The organism is Chitinophaga cymbidii (assembly GCF_007992715.1).
GTDB classification, from domain to species: Bacteria; Bacteroidota; Bacteroidia; order Chitinophagales; family Chitinophagaceae; genus Chitinophaga; species Chitinophaga cymbidii.
Map to the genome: position 1 here is coordinate 1 of NZ_BKAU01000010.1, position 24,191 is coordinate 24,191.

The 24,191-nt window shown below is 53.4% G+C and carries 15 protein-coding genes; 6 read left to right on the forward strand and 9 right to left on the reverse strand.

Features of this window, described 5'->3' with window-relative positions:
* Positions 1-234: 234 nt before the first annotated feature.
* Together CCY01nite_RS26090 and CCY01nite_RS26095 are read left to right on the forward strand one after the other, a co-directional pair.
* Positions 235-1,812, forward strand: a complete 1,578-nt coding sequence (locus tag CCY01nite_RS26090; protein WP_146867516.1) for an alpha-L-fucosidase — start codon at positions 235-237, stop codon at positions 1,810-1,812.
* A 181-nt stretch (positions 1,813-1,993) separates the two neighbouring features.
* Positions 1,994-2,383 carry a ribosomal maturation YjgA family protein gene (locus CCY01nite_RS26095; protein WP_146867517.1) on the forward strand — a complete coding sequence of 130 codons (390 nt, stop codon included), beginning with the start codon at positions 1,994-1,996 and terminating at the stop codon, positions 2,381-2,383.
* A 2-nt stretch (positions 2,384-2,385) separates the two neighbouring features.
* Here the strand turns inward: CCY01nite_RS26095 and CCY01nite_RS26100 are convergent, their stop codons facing one another.
* The 9 genes from CCY01nite_RS26100 to CCY01nite_RS26140 all read right to left on the reverse strand — a co-directional run bounded on the left by CCY01nite_RS26100 (position 2,386) and on the right by CCY01nite_RS26140 (position 15,071).
* The gene (locus tag CCY01nite_RS26100; RefSeq protein ID WP_186831280.1) at positions 2,386-2,919 is read right to left on the reverse strand and encodes an RDD family protein; all 534 of its coding nucleotides are present in this window, start codon (positions 2,917-2,919) and stop codon (positions 2,386-2,388) included.
* 37 nt (positions 2,920-2,956) lie between these two features.
* Positions 2,957-4,852, reverse strand: coding sequence for a sialate O-acetylesterase (locus CCY01nite_RS26105; RefSeq protein WP_146867519.1), 1,896 nt, complete (start codon positions 4,850-4,852; stop codon positions 2,957-2,959).
* Positions 4,849-5,868: a glycoside hydrolase family 43 protein gene (locus tag CCY01nite_RS26110; RefSeq protein WP_146867520.1), complete on the reverse strand. Its 1,020-nt coding sequence runs from the start codon at positions 5,866-5,868 to the stop codon at positions 4,849-4,851. Before CCY01nite_RS26110 ends, CCY01nite_RS26105 begins: the two co-directional genes overlap by 4 nt.
* 17 nt (positions 5,869-5,885) lie before the next feature.
* A complete protein-coding gene (locus tag CCY01nite_RS26115; protein ID WP_146867521.1) occupies positions 5,886-7,352 on the reverse strand; it encodes an MFS transporter in 1,467 nt (488 codons plus the stop codon).
* Positions 7,353-7,371: 19 nt separating this feature from the next.
* Entirely contained in the window at positions 7,372-8,460 is a 1,089-nt protein-coding gene (locus tag CCY01nite_RS26120; protein WP_146867522.1) for an endo-1,4-beta-xylanase, read from the reverse strand.
* Between the two features lie 4 nt (positions 8,461-8,464).
* Positions 8,465-11,020 (reverse strand): glycosyl hydrolase 115 family protein, encoded by a 2,556-nt coding sequence (locus tag CCY01nite_RS26125; RefSeq protein ID WP_146867523.1) that lies wholly within the window; start codon positions 11,018-11,020, stop codon positions 8,465-8,467.
* A 14-nt stretch (positions 11,021-11,034) separates the two neighbouring features.
* Complete coding sequence (locus CCY01nite_RS26130; RefSeq protein WP_146867524.1) at positions 11,035-11,784, reverse strand: SDR family NAD(P)-dependent oxidoreductase; 750 nt, start codon at positions 11,782-11,784, stop codon at positions 11,035-11,037.
* Positions 11,785-11,811: 27 nt separating this feature from the next.
* Positions 11,812-13,950: an alpha-glucuronidase family glycosyl hydrolase gene (locus CCY01nite_RS26135; RefSeq protein WP_146867525.1), complete on the reverse strand. Its 2,139-nt coding sequence runs from the start codon at positions 13,948-13,950 to the stop codon at positions 11,812-11,814.
* 74 nt (positions 13,951-14,024) lie between these two features.
* Positions 14,025-15,071, reverse strand: a complete 1,047-nt coding sequence (locus tag CCY01nite_RS26140; protein WP_146867526.1) for a LacI family DNA-binding transcriptional regulator — start codon at positions 15,069-15,071, stop codon at positions 14,025-14,027.
* 344 nt (positions 15,072-15,415) lie between these two features.
* Between CCY01nite_RS26140 and CCY01nite_RS26145 the strand changes: the two genes are divergently transcribed.
* The 4 genes from CCY01nite_RS26145 to xylA are packed head-to-tail and all read left to right on the forward strand — an operon-like array spanning position 15,416 to position 24,186.
* Entirely contained in the window at positions 15,416-18,457 is a 3,042-nt protein-coding gene (locus CCY01nite_RS26145) for a SusC/RagA family TonB-linked outer membrane protein (protein WP_146867527.1), read from the forward strand.
* A 21-nt stretch (positions 18,458-18,478) separates the two neighbouring features.
* Positions 18,479-20,170 carry a RagB/SusD family nutrient uptake outer membrane protein gene (locus tag CCY01nite_RS26150; protein ID WP_146867528.1) on the forward strand — a complete coding sequence of 564 codons (1,692 nt, stop codon included), beginning with the start codon at positions 18,479-18,481 and terminating at the stop codon, positions 20,168-20,170.
* A complete protein-coding gene (gene galB, locus CCY01nite_RS26155) occupies positions 20,167-22,866 on the forward strand; it encodes a beta-galactosidase GalB (RefSeq protein ID WP_146867529.1) in 2,700 nt (899 codons plus the stop codon). The genes CCY01nite_RS26150 and galB overlap by 4 nt, the downstream gene beginning before the upstream one ends.
* A gap of 12 nt (positions 22,867-22,878) precedes the next feature.
* Entirely contained in the window at positions 22,879-24,186 is a 1,308-nt protein-coding gene (gene xylA / locus CCY01nite_RS26160) for a xylose isomerase (RefSeq protein WP_146867530.1), read from the forward strand.
* The last annotated feature ends 5 nt before the right edge of the window (positions 24,187-24,191 follow it).

Sequence of the window (24,191 nt, forward strand, 5' to 3'; positions counted from 1 at the left end):
GCTTATTTGGCAGAAGGTTGATCGGGGGAAACGACGCAATCTCCCGAATATCTACTATTTGCTTTATATCAGATAAATTACTACTATTGTCACGGTGGAGGGTGACGGTTAAGCCCATCTTAACAAATTCCGGTCTGGCATTTCCTGCAAAATTTTTTTACCCCTGTGAATAGACGTTCTCTTATTAAACAGCTTGGCTTGTGCGTTCCAGCGCTGGCCCTTTCCCGGCAGTCAATGGCATCCTTTTTAAAGATGCCGGCAGGCAACCGGCCAGAAAGACCTTTCACTGCATCCTGGGAATCGCTGGCCGGTTACACTTTCCCTGCATGGTACCAAGACGCAAAGTTCGGGATATGGGCACACTGGGGACCGCAATGCGAGCCTGAGTATGGGGACTGGTATGCCCGGGGAATGTATGAGGAGGGAAGTAGTCAGTACAAGTATCATTTGCAGCGATACGGACACCCGTCGAAGGTTGGATTCAAAGATGTTATCCACCAATGGAAAGCGGATCAGTGGGACCCGGTTTATCTGCTGTCATTGTACAAAAAGGCCGGCGCCAGGTATTTCTTTGCCCTGGCCAATCACCATGATAACCTGGATCTGTGGGATTCCCGTTATCACTCCTGGAACGCCTTAAAAGTGGGCCCCAAAAAGGATATCATCGGAGGGTGGGCGCATGCTGCCCGGCAGGCAGGTTTACCGTTCGGTGTGAGCGTACATGCTGCGCATGCCTGGACCTGGTATGAAGTAGCGCAGCGTGCCGATAAGAAAGGGCCGCTGGCAGGCGTGCCCTATGATGGCAAATTAACAATGAACGATGGGAAAGGCACATGGTGGGAGGGAATGGCCCCCCGCCTGCTTTATGCACAGGACCATCCCCTGAGCGCCGATAGCCATGATAGCAGCAGCATTCATCGCCAATGGCATTGGGGGAACGGCGCCGCACCACCGTCAGACGCATACTGTCAGAACTTTCTGCGTAGAACGATCGAGTTAATCGATAAATACCAGCCGGAGCTTTTATATTTCGATGATACCGTGCTTCCTTTTCATCCGCTTAATGATATCGGTCTCCGGATCGTAGCCCATCATTACAATCAAAGTATCCAGCGTAACAATGGCGCGTTAAAGGCCGTGGTAAACGGGAAAATACTGGATGAGATGCAACGCAAATGCCTCGTATGGGACATCGAGCGCGGGCAAAGCAATGAGATAGAACCCCATCCCTGGCAAACGGATACCTGCATCGGCAGCTGGCATTATGACAAGCGCATATATGAAGGCCGGCGCTATAAATCCGCCCGGACTGTGATTCAGACGTTGGTAGATGTGGTCAGTAAAAACGGCAATCTGTTGCTAAGCATCCCGGTTAAAGGCAATGGAACCATTGATGAACAGGAAATTGCGGTACTGGATGAAATTGGCCGGTGGATGAATGTCAACCAGGAAGGAATATTTGGTACCCGGCCCTGGAAAATTTTCGGGGAAGGCCCCGCCATATCAGGGGCTGCACCTTTATCCGCACAGGGATTTAATGAGGGGAAAGGAAAACCATTGGGGGCAGAAGATGTACGGTTTACCGTCAAGGGGAATGTATTGTATGCTACTTTGTTTGGCTGGCCTGATAACGGCGTAGCCTGTATCAGGAGCCTGGCGGATGGAAGCATGTACCGGCCGGAAAGCATCCGTTCCGTGGAATTACTTGGTGGGGGAGCGACAGCATTCCGCAGGGACACAAAGGGATTGCACATTACTTTGCCGGAAAATAGGCCGCTTCACACTTATGCGATGACGGTCCGGATACGTTAAAGACCGACACTATATGTATTGTTTTTCCTGCCTGTTCACTCCCGGCGCAACCGTACAGCTTAATGACACTGGTACGCTTACCAACGAAAAAGGCGAGTTCCGCTTCGCCTCGGTTCCTGCGGGCCGCCATTCGCTACGGAAGTAGGTATTCTGCTGCAAAGGAGTTTGATTATCTTACGGCATGAAATTCCGTTTTAACGCCCGCTATTTTATCCTTACTGTTCTATTATTTCTCATCGAAGTGCTCATCGCCCTGTATATGCACGACCCTTTCGTTCGTCCCTATCTGGGTGACGTGCTGGTGGTGATGCTTATTTATTGCTTTGTACGCAGCTTTGTGCAGGCGCCCGAAGTGCCGGTGGCATTGGGCGTGCTGGCGTTTTCCTATGTTGTGGAAACGATGCAGTACTTCAATATTGTCAAGTATCTTGGCCTGCAGCAATCGCGGCTGGCGAACGTTGTGATCGGAAATCACTTTACATGGGTGGATATTCTTGCTTATACAGTCGGTATTGCGATCACGATCGCTGTAGAGAAATGGCGGGCTGTAAGGCAAGCAGATCGGGATTGAGATCAGGCAGGAAGCGATGGCGTCAACAGCGCCATTACCATCGTTATAAGCAAGATCACCCCGTAGGCGAAAAGAAGCCCCGTAATCAGCATCTTTAAACTGCTTTTCCCCTGTGCCACATTGGCGGGATCAAATTCATCCACGCGCGTTCCGGCTACCATGTCGCCTATACGACGGTCGGGACTGCCGAAGGTTACCAGCACTTCAACCGGCCAGAGTATGCAGAACAGGTTTCGTACAACGCATTGCAGGGGAGAAGCGGGGCGCCCGGTGCGGTTATCAACCACCTGCATTTTCAGGATGCGTTTGGCGATACTTCTGCCGTTAATACTGTCTTTACAAAAATAGATAGCGAAGCCTAACAGGCTGAAGTAAAACATTGGCCGGTGTTGTAGCGGAACCCATGGCACATTCTCTCCGCCGGGAGCAAATGAAGAAAACATGGTGACCGTTGTGGGGATGAAAAAGATCATGCAGATCATTACCATAATAAAGTGATCCAGCAGCATTGATCCTAATCTGGTTGATGCATTCATAGGTAAGGAATTATTTCCTTCAATATACACGTTTTTTTTATTCATCCGTCCGGAAAGGCGAAGCCGGTAATCCTTCCCGGTTGAACAAATTGGGATTCACCGGATTATCCGCCCAGGCATAGCGCACATACTTCGGCGCGGGCACGGCATCGCTCCAGACGATCACCTGGTCGCCTTCCATCTTCGCATCGGCCCAAACGAATTTTTTATCAGCACCCGCAATTGCGAAGGATGACGGCATTTCATCATCCGCTGTTATCAATCCGCTGCCGGTATGATCAAACTGAATGATGATCCTGTTGCCGTTGATGGCAGATGATTTATAGATGGGACCGGAATGAACGATATTTTCTTTATAAGCTACTTTCATCGCGGCAAGCGCCAGGCGTTCGCCAACGTCTTTTTTATTATCCGGATGAATATCATTCCACTCGCCGAGGTCAATGGCAACGGTCATGGCGGTATGGGGGACGGATAGCGCTTTCAGCTGCGATTCCCGGAGCATCGCCCAGTTGCTTTCCGATGGGGTGTAATTATAATCCATGAACCCTGGCAGCTGCACGTACAGGAAAGGCAGATTCTCCGCTCCCCATTTACTCCGCCAGTCGTTTATCAACGCGGGCAGAAGCTTCGCATATGCCTGTGGCCGGCCGGTATTGGATTCGCCCTGGTACCAGCAAAAGCCTTTGATCGCATAACCGATACCGCCCGCCACCATCGCATTGTACAGGGCGGCGGGCTGGTTCTGCGCACTCACAGCGCCGCTGGGGGCAGAGGGTGTAAAAACGCTGCCCACCTTGTACTGCCAGTAACCTTTCAGGTCTACCGTGTCCGTTCCTGCAAAAATGCAGTAAGGTTTATCCGGCACAAAACCTCCTTTGCCATTCGTGTTGGTCACCCGTACCACAAACAGGTTCTTACCGGCTTTCAATAGACCTTCCGGCACTTTATACCGGCGCTGCGGATATTGATACCCCGTGCTGCCCACCTGTTTCCCGTTGATATAAAGCTCATCCGCATCTACGATCCTCCCGAGAAAAACCCTCGCGGCCTTACCCGCCATGGAAGGCGGAATGTCCACTTCCCGGCGGTACCATACCACGCCGTTGAGGTCCCGGATACCCTGATCTTCCCAATACCCCGGGATATTGATATTCCGCCAGCCCTTCGGTACATACGCCGGATCGCGCCAGGAGGGATGGGCTGTTAGTCCCGCGTCCGCGGGGGGCGGAGGTTGGGCAGCGGGTTGAGGGTATACGGTGTCTTTATTCCGGGCGATCGTTGCGGCCAGCGCTGGAAAATCTTTCAGCCCTTCTTCGCTGATCCACGCTTCGATGGGCGTGCCGCCCACGCTGGCATTAATGATTCCTATGGGTACGCCGTATTTTTCATGTATCTTTTTTGCAAAGAACCAGGCGACCGCCGAAAACGGCCGCACGTCGTCACCGACGGCGGACTTCCAGTATCCGCCGGGCAGGTCTGTGCGTGGACCGGCAAGGCTTGTTTGCGTGGGAATCCAGAATTGCCTGATCTGCGGGTCGTTGGCTTCCGCAATATCCTTCGCATATGTTACATCGTGGATGTTCAGCTGGTGCACCATGTTGGACTGCCCGCTGCAAAACCATACGTCGCCAAACAGTATTTCGTGCAGGGTGATCCTGTTGCTGCCGGAGATATCCATGGTGTAAGGCCCGCCGGCTTTGGTAGGCGGTAGCAGCACGGTCCATCTACCGTCGCTACTGGCTTTGGTGCGGTAAACTTTGCTGTTGAAGCGGATGGTTACTTTTTCCTGCGCGTCCGCCCAGCCCCATAATTTTATTTCCTGATCTCGCTGTAATATCATGCTGTCCCGGATCAACCGGGGGAGCTTTATTTCGGCGGCGGCGCTGAGCGCACAGCACAACAGTAACTGGATAGCAACGAGCTTTTTCATAACGGGTATGGATCTATGGTTTTAATAAGGCCGTTTTCATCATGCGTCAGGCGGGTGACTTTCATGCTTCTCAAATGAGTGATGCCGCGGGACAAACTGGAATCGTGATAGAACAGATACCATTCGCCGTTGAACACGCAGATGGAATGATGGGAAGTCCAGCCCACAACAGGGTTGAGGATTCTTCCGCGGTACCGGAACGGCCCGTAGGGCGTGTCGCCGGTTGCGTAACAAAGGAAATGGGTATCTCCCGTGGAGTATGAAAAGTAATACTGACCGTTGTATTTGTGCATCCAGCTGGCTTCGAAGAACCTTCTGTCGTTGTCGCCGGCCAGCAGCGGATGGCCGTTTTCATCCGTGATCGTTATTTCCTTTACTTCTTCGGCGAATTCCAGCATGTCGTCTGCAAGCCGGGCGATCCGGGGGCCCAGTGCCGGTTCGCCGGCAGCGGGCTCGTGATGATGCGGATCATACAAATTATTGCGGTAGGATTGCAGCTGCCCGCCCCATAATCCTCCGAAATACATGTAGGCCGTTCCATCATCATCGATGAACACCGCGGGGTCTATTGAATAACTGTTCTGGATGGGAGTTGCCGCGGCGGTGAATGGCCCTGCGGGATCGTCGCCTGTGGCTACACCGATCTGGAAGATGCCGTCTGCTTTCTTCGCGGGGAAGTACAGGTAGTACTTTCCGTTTTTGTACGCCGCATCAGGCGCCCACATTTGCCGCGCGGCCCAGGGCACGTCTTTGATGTGCAGGGCTACGCCGTGATCGGTGGCTTGATCATCCGGACGGCTCATCGAAAAAACATGATAATCCTCCATGGCGAAATGACTGCCGAGGTCGTCAAACGGAATACCGGCGTCGATATCGTGTGACGGGTAGATGTATATTTTCCCGTTGAACACATGGGCCGAAGGGTCGGCGGTGTACATATGCGTTACCAGCGGCTGCGAAATGGCCCGCCTGTTCAGCGTTTCAAAATCAATATGATCGATGGGATCTTCTGGCATGATAGGTTCATTTAAGTTTATGCGCGTCTTGTTTTCAGATCGGCTTCCACCTGCGCTTCCATTTTTTTGTTGATCGCGTAACCGGATAATAACCCGGCGCCGGCGATGAATATGATGCCGGGAATGACGCTGATCAGGAGTTTGATGCCGTTCACCGCGCCGGTTGTCTGCTGCGCTGCATCCGCATCGTACCCGAATACGCTCAATAATGCGGTGGATATCGCTCCCCCGAGGCTCAGTCCCACTTTCAGGCCGAATATCATCGCGGAGAAAATGATGGCGGTAGCGCGGCGGTTGTTCTTCCACTCGCTGTAATCCGCTACATCAGCGATCATGGCCCAGAGCAGGGGAATGGTAACGCCGTATATGAGGCCGTGGAGGGTTTGTAATGCAAAGACGGCGGCTACGGCGGCGGTGGACAAAAAATTGATGAGCACAAGGCATAGCGCGGATGCGGTCAGGAAGATGCCGAAGACGTTGCGTTTACCGAACCTGTCCGCCAGCGGCTTGGAGAAAAAGATGCCGAGGATCATGGCCAGAGTGCTGGCGGCGCTGGTAACGCTGGCGGTGGCGTAGGGCGCGCTGCCGGGCTTGCGGAATTCTTCGAAGGCCGCGTCGCCAAAGGTATTGCCGAGGCCATCGAGCATTCCGGTGAAGCCGATTCGGTTTAAAAAGTCAGTCTGACTGGCTTCGGTGAGATAGTATTTGAAATAGTAGATGTTCATCCCGCCTTTTAAAGCCAGCGTAATGAACACGAGCACGGTCACCGCCAGCATGATCAGCCAGGGTTTGTTCTTCAGAAGGTCCGCCAGATCCTGTTTCAGCGGGGTTTTCTGTTCTTTCGGGGGACTCACCCTTTCCCGGGTGGTGAGGAAGGTGATGATAAAGCAGATCACGCCGGTGACGGCAAATACAAACATCACTTTTTCAAAGCCCGCCGCTTTGTCGCCATGACCAATGGAAATAGCCAGCGGCAGCAGCAGCACCTGTATGATGAACTGCGCCACCATCACGGATACGAAGCGGTACGCCGACAAGCTGTTCCTTTCTTTCATGTCGCCGGTCATCACGCCGCTTAACGCGGAATAGGGAAGGTTGTTGGCGGAATAAACAATGACGAGCAGCAGGTAGGTGATGAAGGCGTAGGCGACTTTGCCGCTTTCGGAAAAATCAGGCGTGGAGAAGGCCAGCAGGGCGATCACGCCGAAGGGCACGGAAGTCCACAGCACCCAAGGCCTGAATTTACCCCATCTTGTTTGCGTGCGGTCGGCAATGGCGCCCATGACAAGGTTGAAGAAAGCGCCCACCAGTCCGCCTGTCAGCATCACAAGACTGGCTTTTGCGGGCGGTATTTTGTAGATATCGGTATAGAAGAATGCGAGAAATGCCATCAGTGTCTGAAAGATGAGGTTTGCAGCGAGGTCGCCCAGGCTGTAGCCCACTTTTTCGAGCACGGACAGTTTGGAGGTAGTACTGTTTTTCATGTATACGTGGATTTAGAGATCAGTTGTGCTTTGCTGCCGCTATTACACTGTAGAATGCGGGTTTGGGTTTGAACTGACGGTCGAACAGCAGCGGGTAGTTCGTTCTGCCTCTCACCGGCCAGCCGTTCAGCCAGCTCTGGCCGTCGTTTACGCCCCAGAACGTGACGCGGGATATTTTGTCCTTATGCTTCAGGAATAGTTTGAACAGGGCTTCATAGTCGCTGGCCAGCTGTTGCTGGATGCTGTCCGGGAGGCCGGTGGGATAGGGGTTCAGCGAAGGATCGTTCCGCATGCGCCGGTTTACGTCCGCGCCCTGGAAGTTGCGGGGCAGCACTTCAATGTCCAGTTCGGTGATCATCACCTCCAGACCTAATGCTGCATAAGCGAGAATGCTTTCTTCGATCTCTTTCAGCGGGATCTTCCCCAGGTGCCAGTGACCTTGTATGCCCACACCGTCTATCCTCACGCCGGCGGCCTGTATTTTTTTGATCATCGCAATGCAGCCGGCGCGTTTGGCGGGTTGTTCGTTGTTGTAGTCATTATAGTAAAGCGCCGTGCCGGGCGATGCCGCCTGCGCCAGCCGGAATGCTTCCGTTACATAATCTTCTCCCATTTTATCAAGAAAAATGGATTTACGCAGACTTCCATCTTCATTCAACGCTTCATTCACCACGTCCCACGAGTAAATTTTCCCGCTGTAGCGGCGCGCGATGGTGTTGATATGATCGTTAAAGAACAACCGGAATGAATCGGCGCGCTGTATGCGGTGCACAAACGGCGGCAGCTGGCTGTGCCAGATCAGTGTGTGACCATTGATCTTTATGTTATGTTTTTTCCCGTACGCGATCAGCTTGTCCGCCAGGTCAAAATCATACCGGTCCCATTCCGGGTGGATGACCTCGGCTTTCATGATGTTTTCCGGCGTTGCCATGTTGAATTGCTGCGGGATGAGCAACGCGGCTGCGGGATCTTTTTCTTCGATCTGCCTTGCGTTCAGGGCGGTGCCGATCGCAAAATCATTGTGATAGACATCTTTCAGCGATGGGATTTGCGCGGAGCTGTAACAGATATAGCATGCCGCTAATACGGATGTGATCTTGTAAAGCATACAATCATTTTTTTAGAGTGTCATGAAGTGTTTCGGGAGGCCCCAGGTAGCTTTGTTCCGTATCTCCAAAGTCGGCTACAAGCCGCTGCAGCACTACTCCCGGGCTTACCATCCAGTATTTCACGAGATGTTTGCCTGGCTTGTCTACCCGGTGCCTGCTCGTTTTGATAATGATATTTTCAGCCACCCATTTATTCCAGATGCCGCTGCCGGTGTTTTTATCCTCTTTATTGATGCTGATGATCTGCGGCGTTTCATCGTCAACGGAAATGGCGTATTGCAAACCTTCTTTCGTGTTATGAAGATTCAGGGTGGGGGAATGATAGGCGTGTAAGGAAAATTCGCCGCTGCTGTAGGTATAGATCTCGTATACCAGGTGCGGGGAATGGCCGCCGGGCTCTTGTTCATCGGCCGTCACGGGAAAGGGTGTGATGGCGCTGCCTGTTTTGCCGTGATCGCGCAGTACCTGCCATTTTATGTTATCTGTATGCACTGCCTGGCTGTAGTGATCGGCGTTGATGGATACACCGCTTTTTTCCTGCTGGTAAAATACTTTTCGTTTTATGCCCGGAGGAATGATGGCCTTCTTTCTATTTGCCTGATTTTTTTCCGCCTGCATTGGAGTATCGGTGTTCACATAACGCACTTCCGGCATACTTTGCTGGTCGGGTTGCTGCCAGTAAGTATAGCCGATATGCGTCTGGCTCATCATGTGGTTCCATTTGCCGTTGTTGAGCTGATGAAATGCCGCGGTGATCAATGAATCGTTTGCATACAGCTGCTTTACTTTGTCCGCATAAACATTGGCGGCGGTCCATTTATGGGCGTAAGCCTGTTTGTTCAGCGCTACGTTGTAATACATTTCATGGAGGTTGGCGCAGGCTTTCACGGGATGCAGCACCAGCTGGAAATAGGCGTCCCGGTAAGCGGGAGGCAGTGCGCGGCCGATGATCTCCGCTTTTTTTAGCAACTGGTTATAGTCATGCACCACCGTCGCCCATTCCCCACTGGCAAGGCTATACGTTTTATCATCCAGCAGCTCGGGTTTTCTCCTGGCATTGTATTTCGCATACCTGCTCAGTATAACGGCAATATCTTTTGCATGCGGCGCCCCGAACTGTTTAGCGGCCCATCCTTCCGTGTAGGCTTGCAGGTCTTCCGCGCCAATCTTCTCCGGGTTCCAGGCATAGTCGAGGAAGAAGGAGATAGGAAGCTCCATGGGCTTGATATCACCGACATTGACGATCCATATTTGCCGGGCATTGTATGCCCAGGCCAGGTGCATTTGTTCCCAGATGCGGGGCAGGGTGTTGGTGTGGAGCCATTTGTAGTTCCTTGGCCCGCCTACATAATCGAAGTGATAATAAATGCCGTAACCGCCTTTGCGCGGCCTTTCACGCAGTGCCGGCAGTCTTCTGATGTTGCCCCAGTTATCATCGCAAAGCAATAACGTAACATCATCCGGCACGCTCATCCCTTTATCATAATAATCCTGCACCTCCTTGTATAAAGCCCACAGCTGCGGCGTTTCGCTGGCGGGGCGGCCCGTTACCTCCGTGATGATCTTTCGCTGGTCCTGCACGATCTTTTCCAGCAAGGCGGTCGCTGTTTCCCGGGTCATGGGCTCATCACCATCTCCCCGCATGCCTATGGTCACGATCTTCTCATTGGTGGCCCTTTCCATGCCGCCGCGCCAGAAGGCGCGCAGCTTCACGGCGTTGCTGTCGTAATTCCATTTCCCGCTTCCATATCTTCTCCACTCGTCGTGCGCGCGCATCAGCGGCTCATGGTGCGAGGTGCCAATTACGATACCGTATTGCTCCGCTGTCTTTATATTCAGCGGGTCATCATCATAAAACGCATTTCCCCACATGGCAGGCCATAGATAATTCCCTTTTAACCGGAGGATCAGTTCGCATACTTTTTCATAGAACCGGTGGTTGAACCCGCCGAACTTTTCCTTGCTCCAGCCGGATAGCGCCGGCGCTTCATCGTTGATAAAGATGCCGCGGTATTTCACTTTGGGCGCGTCAGTGAAGGTGACGTTCTTTTTGATGAACAGCTGTGTATTTCGTTGTACGGGTACGTCCGCCCACCAGTACCAGGGTGATACGCCGATTTGCCGGGACAGCTCGAATACGCCATAAGCCGTTCCCCGCCTGTCGCTGCCGGCAATGATGAGCCGGTTGCCGCTGCTTTGCAGGAGATATGCTTCCCACTGATCTTTGATCAAACCGGTTTTCACCAGCGATGTAATGAGGGACGATTTTCCGATGGAGCCGATGATGATAGCCGGTGTTCGTGGAACGGTAGCTGATATCGGCACTTTCACACCGGTAACACGTTCAATATCTTTTTGCAGGCTGCTGGCCGCGGTCTGCACGAGCAGGTCATCCGCCGGATCAACACAGATGACCGCCCGGGTGATGGAAAAAGCGCCATCAGCTGCATTGAAGCTGATTACCGACCGGGGGATGGACATGCTGTCAACGACCGGTTGCTGCGCATGACAGTAAACGGTCAGCAACACGCCTGTCAGAAAAGAGATGAATCGTTTCATGGATTAAAACCGTTTTAAAAACCGATGCTGTTGCCGCCATCCACCGGCAGCACAATGCCTGTGATGAACTTTGCGGCGTCGCTGGCGAGGAAGCAGGCCGCCTCGCCGATGTCCGCGGGCTGCCCCATCGTTCCCATCGGTGTTCTTCCAAAAACTTTGGATTTTCTTTCCGGATCATCGTTCAGCGCTTTGGCGGTCATTTCCGAGTAGATGAATCCCGGCGCAATGGCATTGACCCGTATGCCTTGCGGCGACAATTCAACGGCCATCGCCCTGGTCATCCCGTCTATCGCCGCTTTGCTGGCGGTATAGGCGATCACTTTTGGAATGCCGTACTGGGCGGCCATGGAACTGATGTTGATGATACAGCCCGAGCCCTGCTGCAGCATGCTCCTGGCCACTTCGCGGCTCATGGTGAAAACGGCGGTGAGGTTCGTGAGGATCACCTGTTGAAATTCTTCATCCGTTACCTCCGCGAAATCCTTTTTCATATTTGTGCCCGCATTATTTACCAGGATGTCGATAGCGCCGTGCTGCTCCACCACCGTTTGCACAAAACCGGGAATGGAGGAAAGATCGCTCACATCGCAGGTGATAGCGTGGCACAATTCTCCGAGCTGCTGTTGTGCGGCGTTCAGTCTTTCCAGGTTCCTGCCCGCAATAACCACGCGGATACCCTGCTGCACGAATTTTTCCGCAATGGCGAAACCTATGCCGGACCCGCCACCTGTTACAATTGCTAGTTTGCTTTTCAATGCTGTCATCTCTTTTGTCAGTTTAATGCGCCGCAGTTAGATACCCGGTGCGAAGGGGAACTGCAGGCTTTTATAATATTCCAGTGTTTTTGATGGTTTTTCATATTCCGCCGGTATCAGCCTTTTGCTGAAGGTCTGGAAATAAAGCAGACAGGCGTTACGCCACCAGATGGCTTCTTCGTGCTGTATCTGCAACAGCATGCTCACCTGTTCAAACCGCTGGCGGTCTACATAAGGCTGTAATGTTTGCCAGGTATCCCGCATCTTTCCCGCTCTTTCCGCGCCGGTGTAATATTGATAACACAGCTCATCCCAAAGGCTCCTGCCGCTTTTCATGCGGAAATCCCAGGGCACGTGGTGAAACCACAGCAGGTTCTTTTCGTCACAGGTCAGCATGTTCTCCCATCGCGCCCTTGCTTCGGGATGGTATTGGGCCAGTGCGTTGCTGCCGGTGGCGGTGCGGTTGAAGCCAATGCCGGTGCTGTCCGCCCTGTGATAATAAACAGGATTCCACTCCGGCCGGTTCAGATCGTTCACCCAGGGCGCGGGGCCGTAGTGGTGGCTGGTGCCCATGATATGATGCAGGCCAATGGGATTGGCATACTGCACCATGATATCGCGGCTTTCCAGCATGAGCTTTGATGCTGTCCCAATAAAGCGTTCATCGTTGGAATAGCTCATCCGCAGCCATTCTTCCGCGATCTGTTTGCTGGAAAGGGTATGGTCCCATGCGAGGCGGCCGAGCGCATACCAGTTGGCCTGCGCGAAGGGATGCCCGCACCAGTTGATGTCGCTTCCGATATTGGCAACGCCGGCGATACCGGTGAGCGGGTGCCCGTCCATACTGCCGTCGATCACTTTGGCGACGGTGCTGCCGGGGCCTTTCTGATAGGAGTCGCTTTGGAGGGTTTCTGCAAACAGGGGCGCGAGGAAAACGAGATGGGTGCCTTGCCCGAGGTATTCCTGCGTTACCTGGAATTCCATCATCAGCGGCGTTTTGGGCATCGCGCCGAACAGTGGGTGAAAGGGTTCCCGCGGCATGAAGTCGATAGCCCCGTTCTTCACCTGTACCATTACATTCGGCCGGAACCGGCCATCGAGGGGAACAAAATCATCATACGCCTGCTTGTGCCGGTCTGCCGGATTTTCGTTGCTGTAAACGAAAGCCCGCCAGATCACAATGCCGGAAAAAGGAGCGAGGGCATCGGCCAGCATGTTGGCGCCATCGGCATGCGTGCGCTGATAATCCTGTGGCCCCGGCTGCCCTTCGCTGTTGGCTTTTACGAGAAAGCCGCCGAAGTCAGGAATGTAAGTGTATATCTCTTTTACTTTCTTTGTCCACCATTGCCGGACTTCTTCATTCAGCGGGTCCGCCGTTTTCAGGCCGCCGGTTTCCACGGGGGCGCTGAATCTCGCGGTGAGATAGACTTTGATGCCGTAGGGCCTGAACACGTCAGCCAGCGCTTTCACTTTTTCGAGGTAAGGTTTTGTGAGGATGGTGGCGTTGGCATTGACGTTGGTGAGTACCGTGCCGTTGATGCCGATGGATGCATTCGCTCTGGCATAGTCGATATACCGCTGGTCGATGTAACCAGGCAGCGTATGCCAGTTCCAGATGGAAAAGCCGGCGTATCCTCTTTCCACCGTTCTGTCGAGATTATCCCAATGGTTCAGCATCCGGAGCTTGATCCTGGGCGTGGAAACGATGTGCAGCTGCTCAACGGGTTGTTCCGTTTGCAGCAGGCGCAGAAAATGAAAAGCGCCGTATAGCACGCCTACGTCTGAATTACCGCTGATGAGTATGCATTTTTTATCGCCGATCTTTTTTGTAACGATGATAAATCCTTCTTCGCCCGCCTGCTGCAAAAGCGGCGCTATGCCCGCGTTGTGGATGAGCGGGGAGGAGTGTGGCGTGCCGGCGATGACGATGCCGTCGCGGTTCACGGCGGTGCTGTGCGTGATAGCGGTTTGCAGTAAACCGGACAAGCCCCTGGTAAGTTCATCCCTGACAGCTTTCATGGTGGGGGATGATCCGGTAGTAAGGACCGCCGTGATATGTTGCCGGTATGTTTGATTGCCGGAGGGCTTGTACCGCAGCCAGAGGTCATACCCGTTTTCCGCGCCGGCCGCGAGAAAACAGGAAAGGCATAGTATCAGTAACGTGGTTCTTTTCATATCGGTTTATTCAGCGTTCGACGGCTATTTTGGGTGAAATACTGCAATCGGTTGCTTAAAGATCGCAAAAAAAATTAATTTCTGGCAATTTGTTTTTTCAGCGAGGAAGCCCTGATAACCAGATCTGAACGGAGGGTAATGGAATTGGTGATGTAGAGGTTGCTGTCCCCCTTCAGGTGGTTGATCAGGTTGGTGACGGCGGTATTGCCCACGGTATCTCCGGAATAGTCCACTGTAGTCAGGTTGGGCTCTATGACCTTGCTGATCGGGTCGTTATTGAAGCCGGCAAAGGCAATGTCTTCCGGGATGCGGATGCCGGCGGCCTTGAGGGTGAGCATGCAGTATACCGCCGCCGTGTCGTTGGCGGAGAATACGGCATCCGGACGATCATCCGGCGCCATGTCCAGGATATACCGCGCCGCCTCTATACCGGCCTGCTCCGAAAGGTTGCTGGTCAGGTAAAGCTGCTGGATCACGGGCAGGCGGTTGTCGTTCAGCGCCTGGCGGTAACCGTCAAGGCGGTCCTTATACACATTCCGCAGCACATTGCCGCCCAGGTGCATAATGCGCCTGCAGCCCTGCTCGATCAGGTGTTGTGTAATATTATAGGCCGCGCCATAATTATTAATGACGATGGAAGTGCTTTCGTTGTGCGGATACACGCGGTCGAAGAAGACAACCGGGATCTTTCGTTTGAAGAAAGGTTCCAGGTGGTTAATGTGCTGTGTGTTATAAGACAGGGAGATCAGCAGCCCGTCCACCCGCTTATTGAACATCGTCTCCGCATTGAGCTTTTCCTTCTCCGCGTCTTCAAGCGATTGCGCAATAATAAGATTATATCCGTGCCGGTTGGCGGCATTCTCCATGCCGGCCAGTACGGACGACATAAAGTAGCTGTTCAGGCGGGGCACCAGCACGCCAAGGGTGTGGGTGTGTTTGCTTCTCAGGCTACTGGCGAATGTATTGGATTGATAACCAAGCTGTTTTGCGGCGTCAGCGATCTTTTTGCGGGTGTTTTTATTGATCATGGGATTGTTCTTCAACCCCCTGCTAACAGTGGCCGCTGAAATATTCAGGTGCTTCGCTATGTCGTAAATAGTTACTTCCCGGTTTTCTGGCATTTACTACAGCTTGTCTGTCAAAGGAAATGAACTTTTTTTAAATAAAAAAATGTAATCGGTTGCAGTCTTATCAAATTTTCCTATATTCGTTTCGCAAGACGAACGCAAGGGTCTGCCGCCAAATTCTATTTCCGGGAAAAATTGCCGTTATGAACAACTCGACTTTGATCCGCATGTTCCACTATTCCACGATCGTACCACTATGCCCGCTGCTCCCGAAAGCGATTTGCCCGGCGTGTTACAGACAGATTCAGCTTACAGCGCTTAGCCTCTTCCTCTCTTAAATAATAATTCTTCTAAAAGCCACATGGGTTATGAAAAAAACTGAAAAATTACAATGCAGAATGAGCTTGCTCAGGCGATTGATCTGCCGGCCCCTGACGCTCGTTCTTTTAACGGCCTGCCTGTTCTCCGGGCCGGTCCCCTTGCTTGCGCAGGATAAAACTATCCGCGGCAGGGTCACTGAAGACGCAGGGAATCCCGTTGCCGGCGCATCCGTCATGATAAAAGGAACTACAAAAGGAACCACCACCGGCGGCAACGGAGAATTTTCCCTCGCCGCCGCCAAAGGCGCCGTGCTTGTCTTTTCAATGATCGGCTATGCCAATGCGGAAATTACAGTGGGCGATGATGATAATATAAATGTGACGTTAACCCTTAGCTCAACGGAGATAGGAGAAGTGGTGGTAGTAGGATATGGTACGCAGCGGAAAAAAGACCTGACAGGCGCCGTGGCCAGCGTAAACCTGGAAGGACTGAAAGGCGCGCCCAATACCAACATCGGGCAGCATCTGCAAGGTACAGTGCCCGGCCTGAACGTGGGCGTGGCCACTTCCGCCGGCGGAACGCCGCCGATCTCCATTCGCGGCCGCGTAACGCTGAATGGTAACCAGAGCGTGCTGATCATCCTCGACGGTATTCAATACACCGGCTCCCTTTCATCCATCAACCCCGATGATATCGCCAGCATCGATGTACTGAAAGACGCCAGCTCCACCGCGGTGTACGGTGCACAGGCCGCCAACGGCGTGATCCTCATCACCTCCCGGAAGGGCCGCCTCAACCAGAAACCCAGGATCGCATTTTCCACCGCCTATACCACGCAAACCCCTACCGTCGGCAAGCTGAAACCTTACGAACGCGAAAACTACCTCGAATATTTAAAGGAAGCTTTTTATGACAGGGCTTATCTCGGACCTGACTTCACACAGCCTAATCCGGACTTCAATATTGAAGACGTGGCGGATAACAGCATCCGCGACGCGCAGGGGCACCTGCTGCCGCATAACTACAACTGGTTCAAGGAAGGTACCAATACCGGCTCCATCCTGGAAACCAACCTGAGCATCTCCGGCGGCGGCGATCATGTGTCCTATCTGCTCTCCGGGGGACTGGTAGACCAGAAAGGTTTCATCATCAACGACAAATTCAAAAGGAAATCCATCCGCGCCAACATCGAAACAAGACCGCTCAGCTGGATAAAGGTCGGCCTGCTCTCTTCCGGTTCCTTCGTCAACCAGGACGGCGCCGAGCCTTCATTCGGCAGCATCCAGCGCATGACGCCGCTGATCGTTCCGTATGACAGCACCGGCAAGCTGATTCCTTTCCCCATGAATACACTGGAACCGAATCCGTTCAGTACTTACTATGTAGACGACCACGACAGGAACAACTACTACTTCGCCAACATCTACACAGACATCGATTTTCCTTTCCTCAGCGGGCTGAACTACCGCATGAATTTCGGCAACAACTACCGGACAACCGAACATTTCTTTTCCAGCATCTACGATGCCGGTCAAACCGGCCGCGCTTACAAGGAATATCAAAACTACTACGACTACACGTTTGATAACATCCTCACCTATACGAAAAATTTTGGCCAGCACGATATCACGGCCACGCTTTTGTACGGCGCGATTAAAAGAAAATACAACAGAACGTTCTCCGAAGCAAGAGGATTCCCGCGCCTGACGCTCAGCTATAATAATCTGTCACAAGGCACCTTCCAGTTCGCGCAATCGGACGCCTGGAAAGAATCCCTGGCCTACCAGATGGCCCGTGTGAACTACAAGTTCAAAGACAGGTACCTGCTGACGGCTACCATCCGCCGCGACGGTTTTTCCGGTTTTGCCCGGAACTACAAATACGGTACGTTCCCCGTGCTGGCGCTCGGCTGGATCATCTCCGAAGAGAATTTCATGAAGAACATCAGCGCGATAAATTCCCTCAAGCTGCGCGCCGGCTATGGCGTGAACGGCAACCAGACATCCCGCTACACCTCCATCGCCCGTGTGACCACCAGCGCCGCTTATGTGTATGGCGACGGAGCACCGACCGCCTTCGGGCAACAGGTTACGTCGCTCGGTAATGACGATCTTAAATGGGAGCGCACGAAGGGTATAAATGTGGGGGTCGATTTTGCGGTCTTCAATAACCGGTTGGGCGGTAGCCTGGACTTCTACCAGAACAACACCTACGATCTCCTGTATAGCGTAGCCATTCCCAACGTTACGGGCTTCGGCAGCATTACAACGAATCTCGGGCAGATCCGCAATACCGGTTTTGAAGCGGCATTGACCTATGATGTGATCAAAAGCAGGGATTTCAGCTGGACGGCTTCCCTCAACTTTTCAACGAACAAAAACCAGATCATTTCATTGACCGGCGTAGATGCGGATGGCGATGGAAAAGAAGATGACCTCATCAACAGCGGCCTCTTCATCGGAAAATCCATCAGCTCCATATACGATTATCAGCTCGATGGTATTTACCAGCTCAATGACGAACGCATCCCCGGCTTCCCGGTTGGATCGCTCCGGATCGTGGACCAGAACAAGGATAACGACATCACCCAGGCGTCTGACAGGATCTTCCTGGGCCGCCAGGAACCCAAATACCGCGTGAGCCTGTTCCAGACTTTCGGCTACAAGGGCTTTTCGCTGACTGTATTCCTGAACTCCGTGCAGGGCGGAAAAGACGGCTTCCTCGGCAACAACAACCCCTCATTTTTCCGCGAAGACAACACCATCCGCGTCAACAACCTGCAGGGGATCGACTTCTGGTCGCCCAGCAATCCCAATGGCAAGTACCCGAGGAACATCTCCGGCTCCCGCGCGAAAATTGAACCGAATATGTGGCAGGACAGGAGCTTCGTGCGGCTGCAGGATATTTCGCTTTCCTACGACTTCGCCACCACGCTGCTGAAGAAAACCAAAGTGCAGTCCATCAACTTGTACGTCAGCGGCAAGAACCTCTACACCTGGACCAACTGGGAAGGCTGGGACCCTGAATCCCTCGATGCGGACGGCAATGCGGTGGGCCTCGTGATAGGCGGCAGGCCGGTTTTAAGAGGCTTCACCGTGGGGTTAAACATCGTCTATTAAGAAATGCGTAAAATTTTTTTTATGAAAACATTGTACCGGGTATCGCTCATCATAATGCTCTGTTCGTTCGGGGTTTCCTGCAAAAATAATTTCCTGGATGAAGAGTCGCTGTCCTTCCTCAGCACTGACAACGCTTTCCAGACGGCGGAGGACTTTCATGCTTCCATCAATAACCTGCACGCGCTGGTGCGCTCCGAGTTCTATACGTCTACGGACTGGCAGCCGATGCATTATCTCTACCGCACGGACCTTGGCGTGGAAGTGCCCGTTGGCAGCAATCCCAATCTTTCCGCGGAATTTGGTCCGGATGGCACGCTGCCCAATAACCACTGGTCGCAGATATACAAGATCGTAGCGGAAGCCAATACCGTGCTTTCCCGCATTCCTGCTTCGCAGCTTTCGGAATCAGACAGGGTGTACTTTGAAGCGCAGGCAAGATTTTTCCGCGCCTTCGGCTACCGAACGCTGGCTTACCTGTTTGGCGGCGTGCCGCTGGTGCTGGAAGAGATCGTGACCGAGAAAACGGATTTTGTACGAGCTACCAAAAAGGAAGTGCTGACGCAGGTGATCGAAGACCTCCAATTTGCATCCACCAACCTGCCGGGCATCACCGTTGTGAAAGATGGCGAGATATCCAACCTGGCGGCTTATCATCTCCTCGCGGAGGTGTACCTGGCGGACGGGCAGTTTCAGAACGCGGTAAACGCGGCGACGGTGGTGATCGATGATCCGGCTACCGACCTGATGCGGAACCGCTTTGGCTCCCGGTCCACGGTGACGCCGGGAGATGTTTACTGGGACCTGTTCCAGTCGAAGAATCAAAACCGGAAAACGGCCAATAACACAGAAGCCATCTGGGTCATCCAGCTGGAAACCGATGTGCAGGGCGGATCTGCCGTGTCTACCGCCATGGCGGGCAACTACCAACTGGAACGGGTACACGTACCGCTTTACCGCGACATGCGGGTGAACGGCGTAGCGCTGTTCCAGTGGCCGATCGGGGATTACACCGGCGGGAGAGGCGTGGGCTTCCTGCAGCCTTCCCTGTATTTCGCGGACACGGTATGGCAAAGCGATTTCAACAATGATATCAGGAACGCCAACCATAATTTCGTGCGCGAAGTGGTGGCTACAAACCCAGGCAGCCCGTTTTTCGGGCAGGTGATCTCCACCAGCAATCCTCCTCCGGGCGCGGGCATCACTTTCCCTTCCAGGGTCTTTTATCCTTACCAGTCGAAAGCCACCACGCCGTTCAATCACCCGGCGGGGCTGTATGTAGATCCCGGCTCTTCCGATCCCATCAAGAAATATGAACTGAAAGCCACTGCCGGCGGCACGTATGCGGACCAGTACATGTTCCGCCTCGCGGAAACTTACCTGCTGCGGGCGGAAGCCTACTTCGGCCTGCCGAATGCCGGCGCCGCGGCGCTGGACATCAATGCCGTGCGGTCAAGAGCGAATGCTTCGCCGGTGGATGCAGGGGACGTAACGATCGATTATATTCTGGATGAAAGATTAAGGGAATTGGGTGTGGAGGAAAAAAGGATGCTGACGCTGATGCGCCTGGGCAAATTATATGACAGGGTAAAAAGATGCAATCCCTTTTATGGTGTGAACATGCAGCCGCATTTTAACCTTTGGGCCATTCCGCAGGGCGAGATCGAAAGGAACAGGGGCGCAGTGCTGGAGCAAAATCCGAATTATAACCAATGAGCCGGAGCATTTTTTATTTGCTGTTATGCAGCCTGTTGATGAACAGCGGTTGCAAAACTGAAGGATGGATAACAAGAGAACGGATCAGTATCAATGAAAACTGGCGCTTTTTCCGGTATGATACCGGAGCGGATAAACTGATATACGACGTACGCCCAGACGTGACGGACCGCAATGATAACGTGGTGGCCGATAGCCGGCCAACCGAATCAGTCGCCGTCACCGCTTCGGGCGAGGTATTGAAGAACTGGATACTCCCTTCCGGCAATGCTTTCATTAGCGACCCGGCCAAACGGCACCAGCGTCCGCCAGGCAATCCGGGTGAGGATTTTCCTTTTGTGCAAACGGACTTTTCCGACCTTGCATGGGAATCCGTGAACCTGCCGCATGACTGGGCCATCAAAGGACCATTCTATACCACGCCAGACGCCATTGTTGGCGGGGGAATGGGAAGATTGCCGGTGCACGGTGTGGCCTGGTACCGAAAGCGTTTAGACGTTCCCGTTAACGATAAGGGAAAACATATTTATCTCGATATCGATGGCGCCATGTCATATGCCATGGTGTGGCTGAACGGCCACCTGGTGGGAGGATGGCCTTACGGCTACAATTCTTTCCGCCTCGACCTCACGCCGTACATCCGGCCCGGCGGAGATAACCTGCTGGCCATCCGGCTGGATAATCCACCCAATTCCTCCCGCTGGTATCCCGGCGCGGGTATTTACCGGAATGTATGGCTGACGAAGGTAAACCCCATACACGTAGCGCACTGGGGCACCTTCATCACCTCGCGGAACGTGTCCGCCTCCGCCGCCACCATCGATGTGGCCGTTCAGGTAGAGAACAAATCCGGCAACGATCAACAGATAGAGATCATCACAGACATTTTCACGGACGATAAAAAGGACGGTAAAAGGAAGGTTACAACAATTCCCGCTTCCACCGCCACCATCAAAGCCGGCGAAACCTATAAAGCGGAAAGCACCATCACCCTGCAAAACCCGCTGCTATGGGGCCCGCCGCCATCGCAGCAACCGCACCTTTACACCGCCACCACAAAGATCATTATCGGTGGAAAAACAGTGGACGAATATAATACCACCTTCGGCATCCGCTCGCTGGTATTCGATGCCGAAAAAGGACTGCTGGTGAACGGCGAACCCATACGCTTCCGGGGCGTGAACCAGCATCACGACCTCGGCGCACTGGGCGCCGCCTTTTCCGTCAGGGCCGCGGAGCGGCAACTGGAAATACTCCGCGAACTCGGATGTAACGCCATCCGCCTAGCGCACAACCCACCCACCCCCGAATTGCTCGATCTGACGGACCGCATGGGCTTCCTCGTGATCGATGAAATATTCGACAACTGGGAACGGAAAAAAACACCGCTTGATTTTCACCTCATCTTCCCCGACTGGCACGAGCAGGATACAAGGTCTTTTATCAGAAGGGACCGCAATCACCCCTCCGTGATCGCCTGGAGCTTCGGCAACGAAGTAGGAGAGCAGTACACAGCGGAACAGGGCGCCGCACTGGCAAAAAAACTCTACGACATCGTCATGGAAGAAGACAGCACGCGCCCCGCCACCGCATCTATGAACTTCGCGAAGCCGGACATGCCTTTCCCGCAGGTGATGGACATCCTGAGCCTGAACTACCAGGGTGAAGGCATCCGCGACGCCCCCGCCTACCAGCACCTGAAAGGGATAAAGACCTCTCCGCTGTATCCAGCATTTCAAAGTAAGTTTCCCGGCAAGCTGATCTTCAGCAGCGAAACCGCGTCTACATTAAGCACCCGCGGCACTTACCTGTTCCCCGTTTTTGACGGAACCAGCGCGCCCGTCAGCGAAGGCGTGGGTGGAAACGCCAAGCTGCAACACGTAAGCGCCTACGAGCTGTATACCGCCGCATTCGGTGCTTCGCCGGACAAGGTGTTCGCTTCACAGGATCAACATCCTTACGTGGCCGGAGAATTTGTATGGTCCGGTTTTGATTATCTCGGTGAACCCACACCGTATTATTCCGCCCGCAGCGCCTATTCCGGCATCATAGACCTTGCCGGTTTTCCGAAAGACCGCTTTTACCTGTACCAGGCAAGATGGCGGCCGGAGCATAAAATGGCGCACATCCTGCCGCACTGGACCTGGCCGGAAAGAACAGGCGACATTACACCGGTGCATGTATTCACGGCAGCGGATGAAGCGGAACTGTTCCTGAACGATGTATCGCTGGGCAGGAAAAAAAGAGACGATTATGAATACCGTTTCCGTTGGGACAGTGTGATCTATCAGCCCGGCGTGCTGCGCGTGATGACCTGGAAGAAAGGCGAAGTATGGGCCGCGGATACCGTCCGCACAGCCGGCGAAGCCGCGCAATTGCAGCTGGCTCCGGACAGGAACGCCATCAAAGCGGACGGCAAAGACCTTTCCTTCATTACGCTCCGTGTGCTGGACAAGAACGGCATGCCCGTTCCGCGCGCGGATCACAGCATTCAGTTCGACATCTCGGGGCCGGGAGAGATTGTCTGCACAGACAACGGCGATCCGGCGGACCTGGTATCTTTTTCATCACACGAAAGAAAAGCATTCAGCGGGCTGGCCCTGGTCATCGTCCGTTCCAAAGCGGCCGGTGATATAAAAATAACCGCCCGCGCGGCGGGTCTGCAACCCGCTGACATCATCATCCATGCACAATAAAAAATCAACAATATGGAATTTTTCAAAGGCATCCCCGTCATTCGCTATGAAGGCCGGGAGTCAGACAACCCGCTGGCATTCCGCTGGTACGATGCGCACAAAGTAGTAGCCGGAAAAACGATGAAAGAACACCTCCGCTTTGCATGCGCCTACTGGCACAGCTTCTGCGGAAGCGGAGCGGACCCTTTCGGCGAGCCCACGCACCTGTTCCCCTGGAATGAAAAAGCGGATGCGGTGGAAAGGGCCAAAGCGAAGGCCGACGCGGCATTTGAATTTATCACGAAGCTGGGCATACCTTATTATTGCTTTCACGATGTGGACGTAGTGGATTATACGAACGATATCCACGGGAATGACAAGCGGTTGCAGACGATGGTGGACTATCTGCAGGAAAAGCAAAAAGCCGGCGGCGTGAAGCTGCTGTGGGGCACCGCGAATCTTTTTTCCGGCAGGCGGTACATGAACGGAGCCGCTACCAATCCCGATTTTCATGTGCTGGCGCATGGCGCCGCGCAGGTGAAAGCCGCGCTGGACGCAACGATTGCGCTGGGTGGAGAGAATTATGTGTTCTGGGGTGGAAGGGAAGGATATATGAGCCTGCTGAACACGGACATGAAAAGAGAAAAGGAACATCTCGCTAAGTTCCTGCATGCGGCAAAAGACTATGCCCGCCAAAACGGCTTCAAAGGCAAATTCTTCATCGAACCCAAACCCTGCGAACCCACCAAGCACCAATACGATTATGACAGCGAAACGGTCATCGGCTTTTTAAGGCAGCATGACCTGCTGAACGACTTCAGCCTGAACATAGAAGTGAACCACGCCACCCTCGCCGGCCACACCTTCACACATGAGCTGCAGGTGGCCGCGGACAATGGTTTGCTCGGCAGCATCGACGCCAACCGCGGCGACTATCAGAACGGCTGGGACACAGATCAGTTTCCCAACGACATCAATGAGCTGACGGAAGCGATGATCATCATCCTCGAAGCAGGCGGCTTCAACGGCGGCGGCATCAACTTCGACGCGAAGGTGCGCCGGAACTCCGTTGATCCCGAAGATCTTTTCCACGCGCATATCGGCGGCATGGATACCTTTGCACGCGCGCTGATCACTGCGGACGCCGTGCTGCGTAAGTCAGACTATAAAAAGATACGGCAGGAACGCTACGCGAGCTTCGACAGTGGAAAAGGAAAAGAGTTCGAAGAAGGAAAATTATCTTTGGAAGCGCTGAGAACGTTTGCTATCGAGAACGGCGAACCTTCCATGAAAAGCGGCAAACAGGAATACCTGGAAAACATTATCAACAGATTCATATAACATGT

Bases quoted from the DNA above. Each gene is read 5' to 3' on its own strand.
- CCY01nite_RS26120 (WP_146867522.1), bottom strand. From the start codon at position 8,460: ATGCTTTACAAGATCACATCCGTATTAGCGGCATGCTATATCTGTTAC.
- CCY01nite_RS26135 (WP_146867525.1), bottom strand. From the start codon at position 13,950: ATGAAAAGAACCACGTTACTGATACTATGCCTTTCCTGTTTTCTCGCG.
- CCY01nite_RS26110 (WP_146867520.1), bottom strand. From the start codon at position 5,868: ATGCCAGAAGATCCCATCGATCATATTGATTTTGAAACGCTGAACAGG.
- galB (WP_146867529.1), top strand. From the start codon at position 20,167: ATGAGCCGGAGCATTTTTTATTTGCTGTTATGCAGCCTGTTGATGAAC.
- CCY01nite_RS26150 (WP_146867528.1), top strand. From the start codon at position 18,479: ATGAAAACATTGTACCGGGTATCGCTCATCATAATGCTCTGTTCGTTC.
- CCY01nite_RS26145 (WP_146867527.1), top strand. From the start codon at position 15,416: ATGAGCTTGCTCAGGCGATTGATCTGCCGGCCCCTGACGCTCGTTCTT.
- CCY01nite_RS26125 (WP_146867523.1), bottom strand. From the start codon at position 11,020: ATGAAACGATTCATCTCTTTTCTGACAGGCGTGTTGCTGACCGTTTAC.
- CCY01nite_RS26130 (WP_146867524.1), bottom strand. From the start codon at position 11,784: ATGACAGCATTGAAAAGCAAACTAGCAATTGTAACAGGTGGCGGGTCC.
- CCY01nite_RS26090 (WP_146867516.1), top strand. From the start codon at position 235: ATGGCATCCTTTTTAAAGATGCCGGCAGGCAACCGGCCAGAAAGACCT.
- CCY01nite_RS26105 (WP_146867519.1), bottom strand. From the start codon at position 4,852: ATGAAAAAGCTCGTTGCTATCCAGTTACTGTTGTGCTGTGCGCTCAGC.
- CCY01nite_RS26095 (WP_146867517.1), top strand. From the start codon at position 1,994: ATGAAATTCCGTTTTAACGCCCGCTATTTTATCCTTACTGTTCTATTA.
- CCY01nite_RS26115 (WP_146867521.1), bottom strand. From the start codon at position 7,352: ATGAAAAACAGTACTACCTCCAAACTGTCCGTGCTCGAAAAAGTGGGC.
- xylA (WP_146867530.1), top strand. From the start codon at position 22,879: ATGGAATTTTTCAAAGGCATCCCCGTCATTCGCTATGAAGGCCGGGAG.
- CCY01nite_RS26100 (WP_186831280.1), bottom strand. From the start codon at position 2,919: ATGAATGCATCAACCAGATTAGGATCAATGCTGCTGGATCACTTTATT.
- CCY01nite_RS26140 (WP_146867526.1), bottom strand. From the start codon at position 15,071: ATGCCAGAAAACCGGGAAGTAACTATTTACGACATAGCGAAGCACCTG.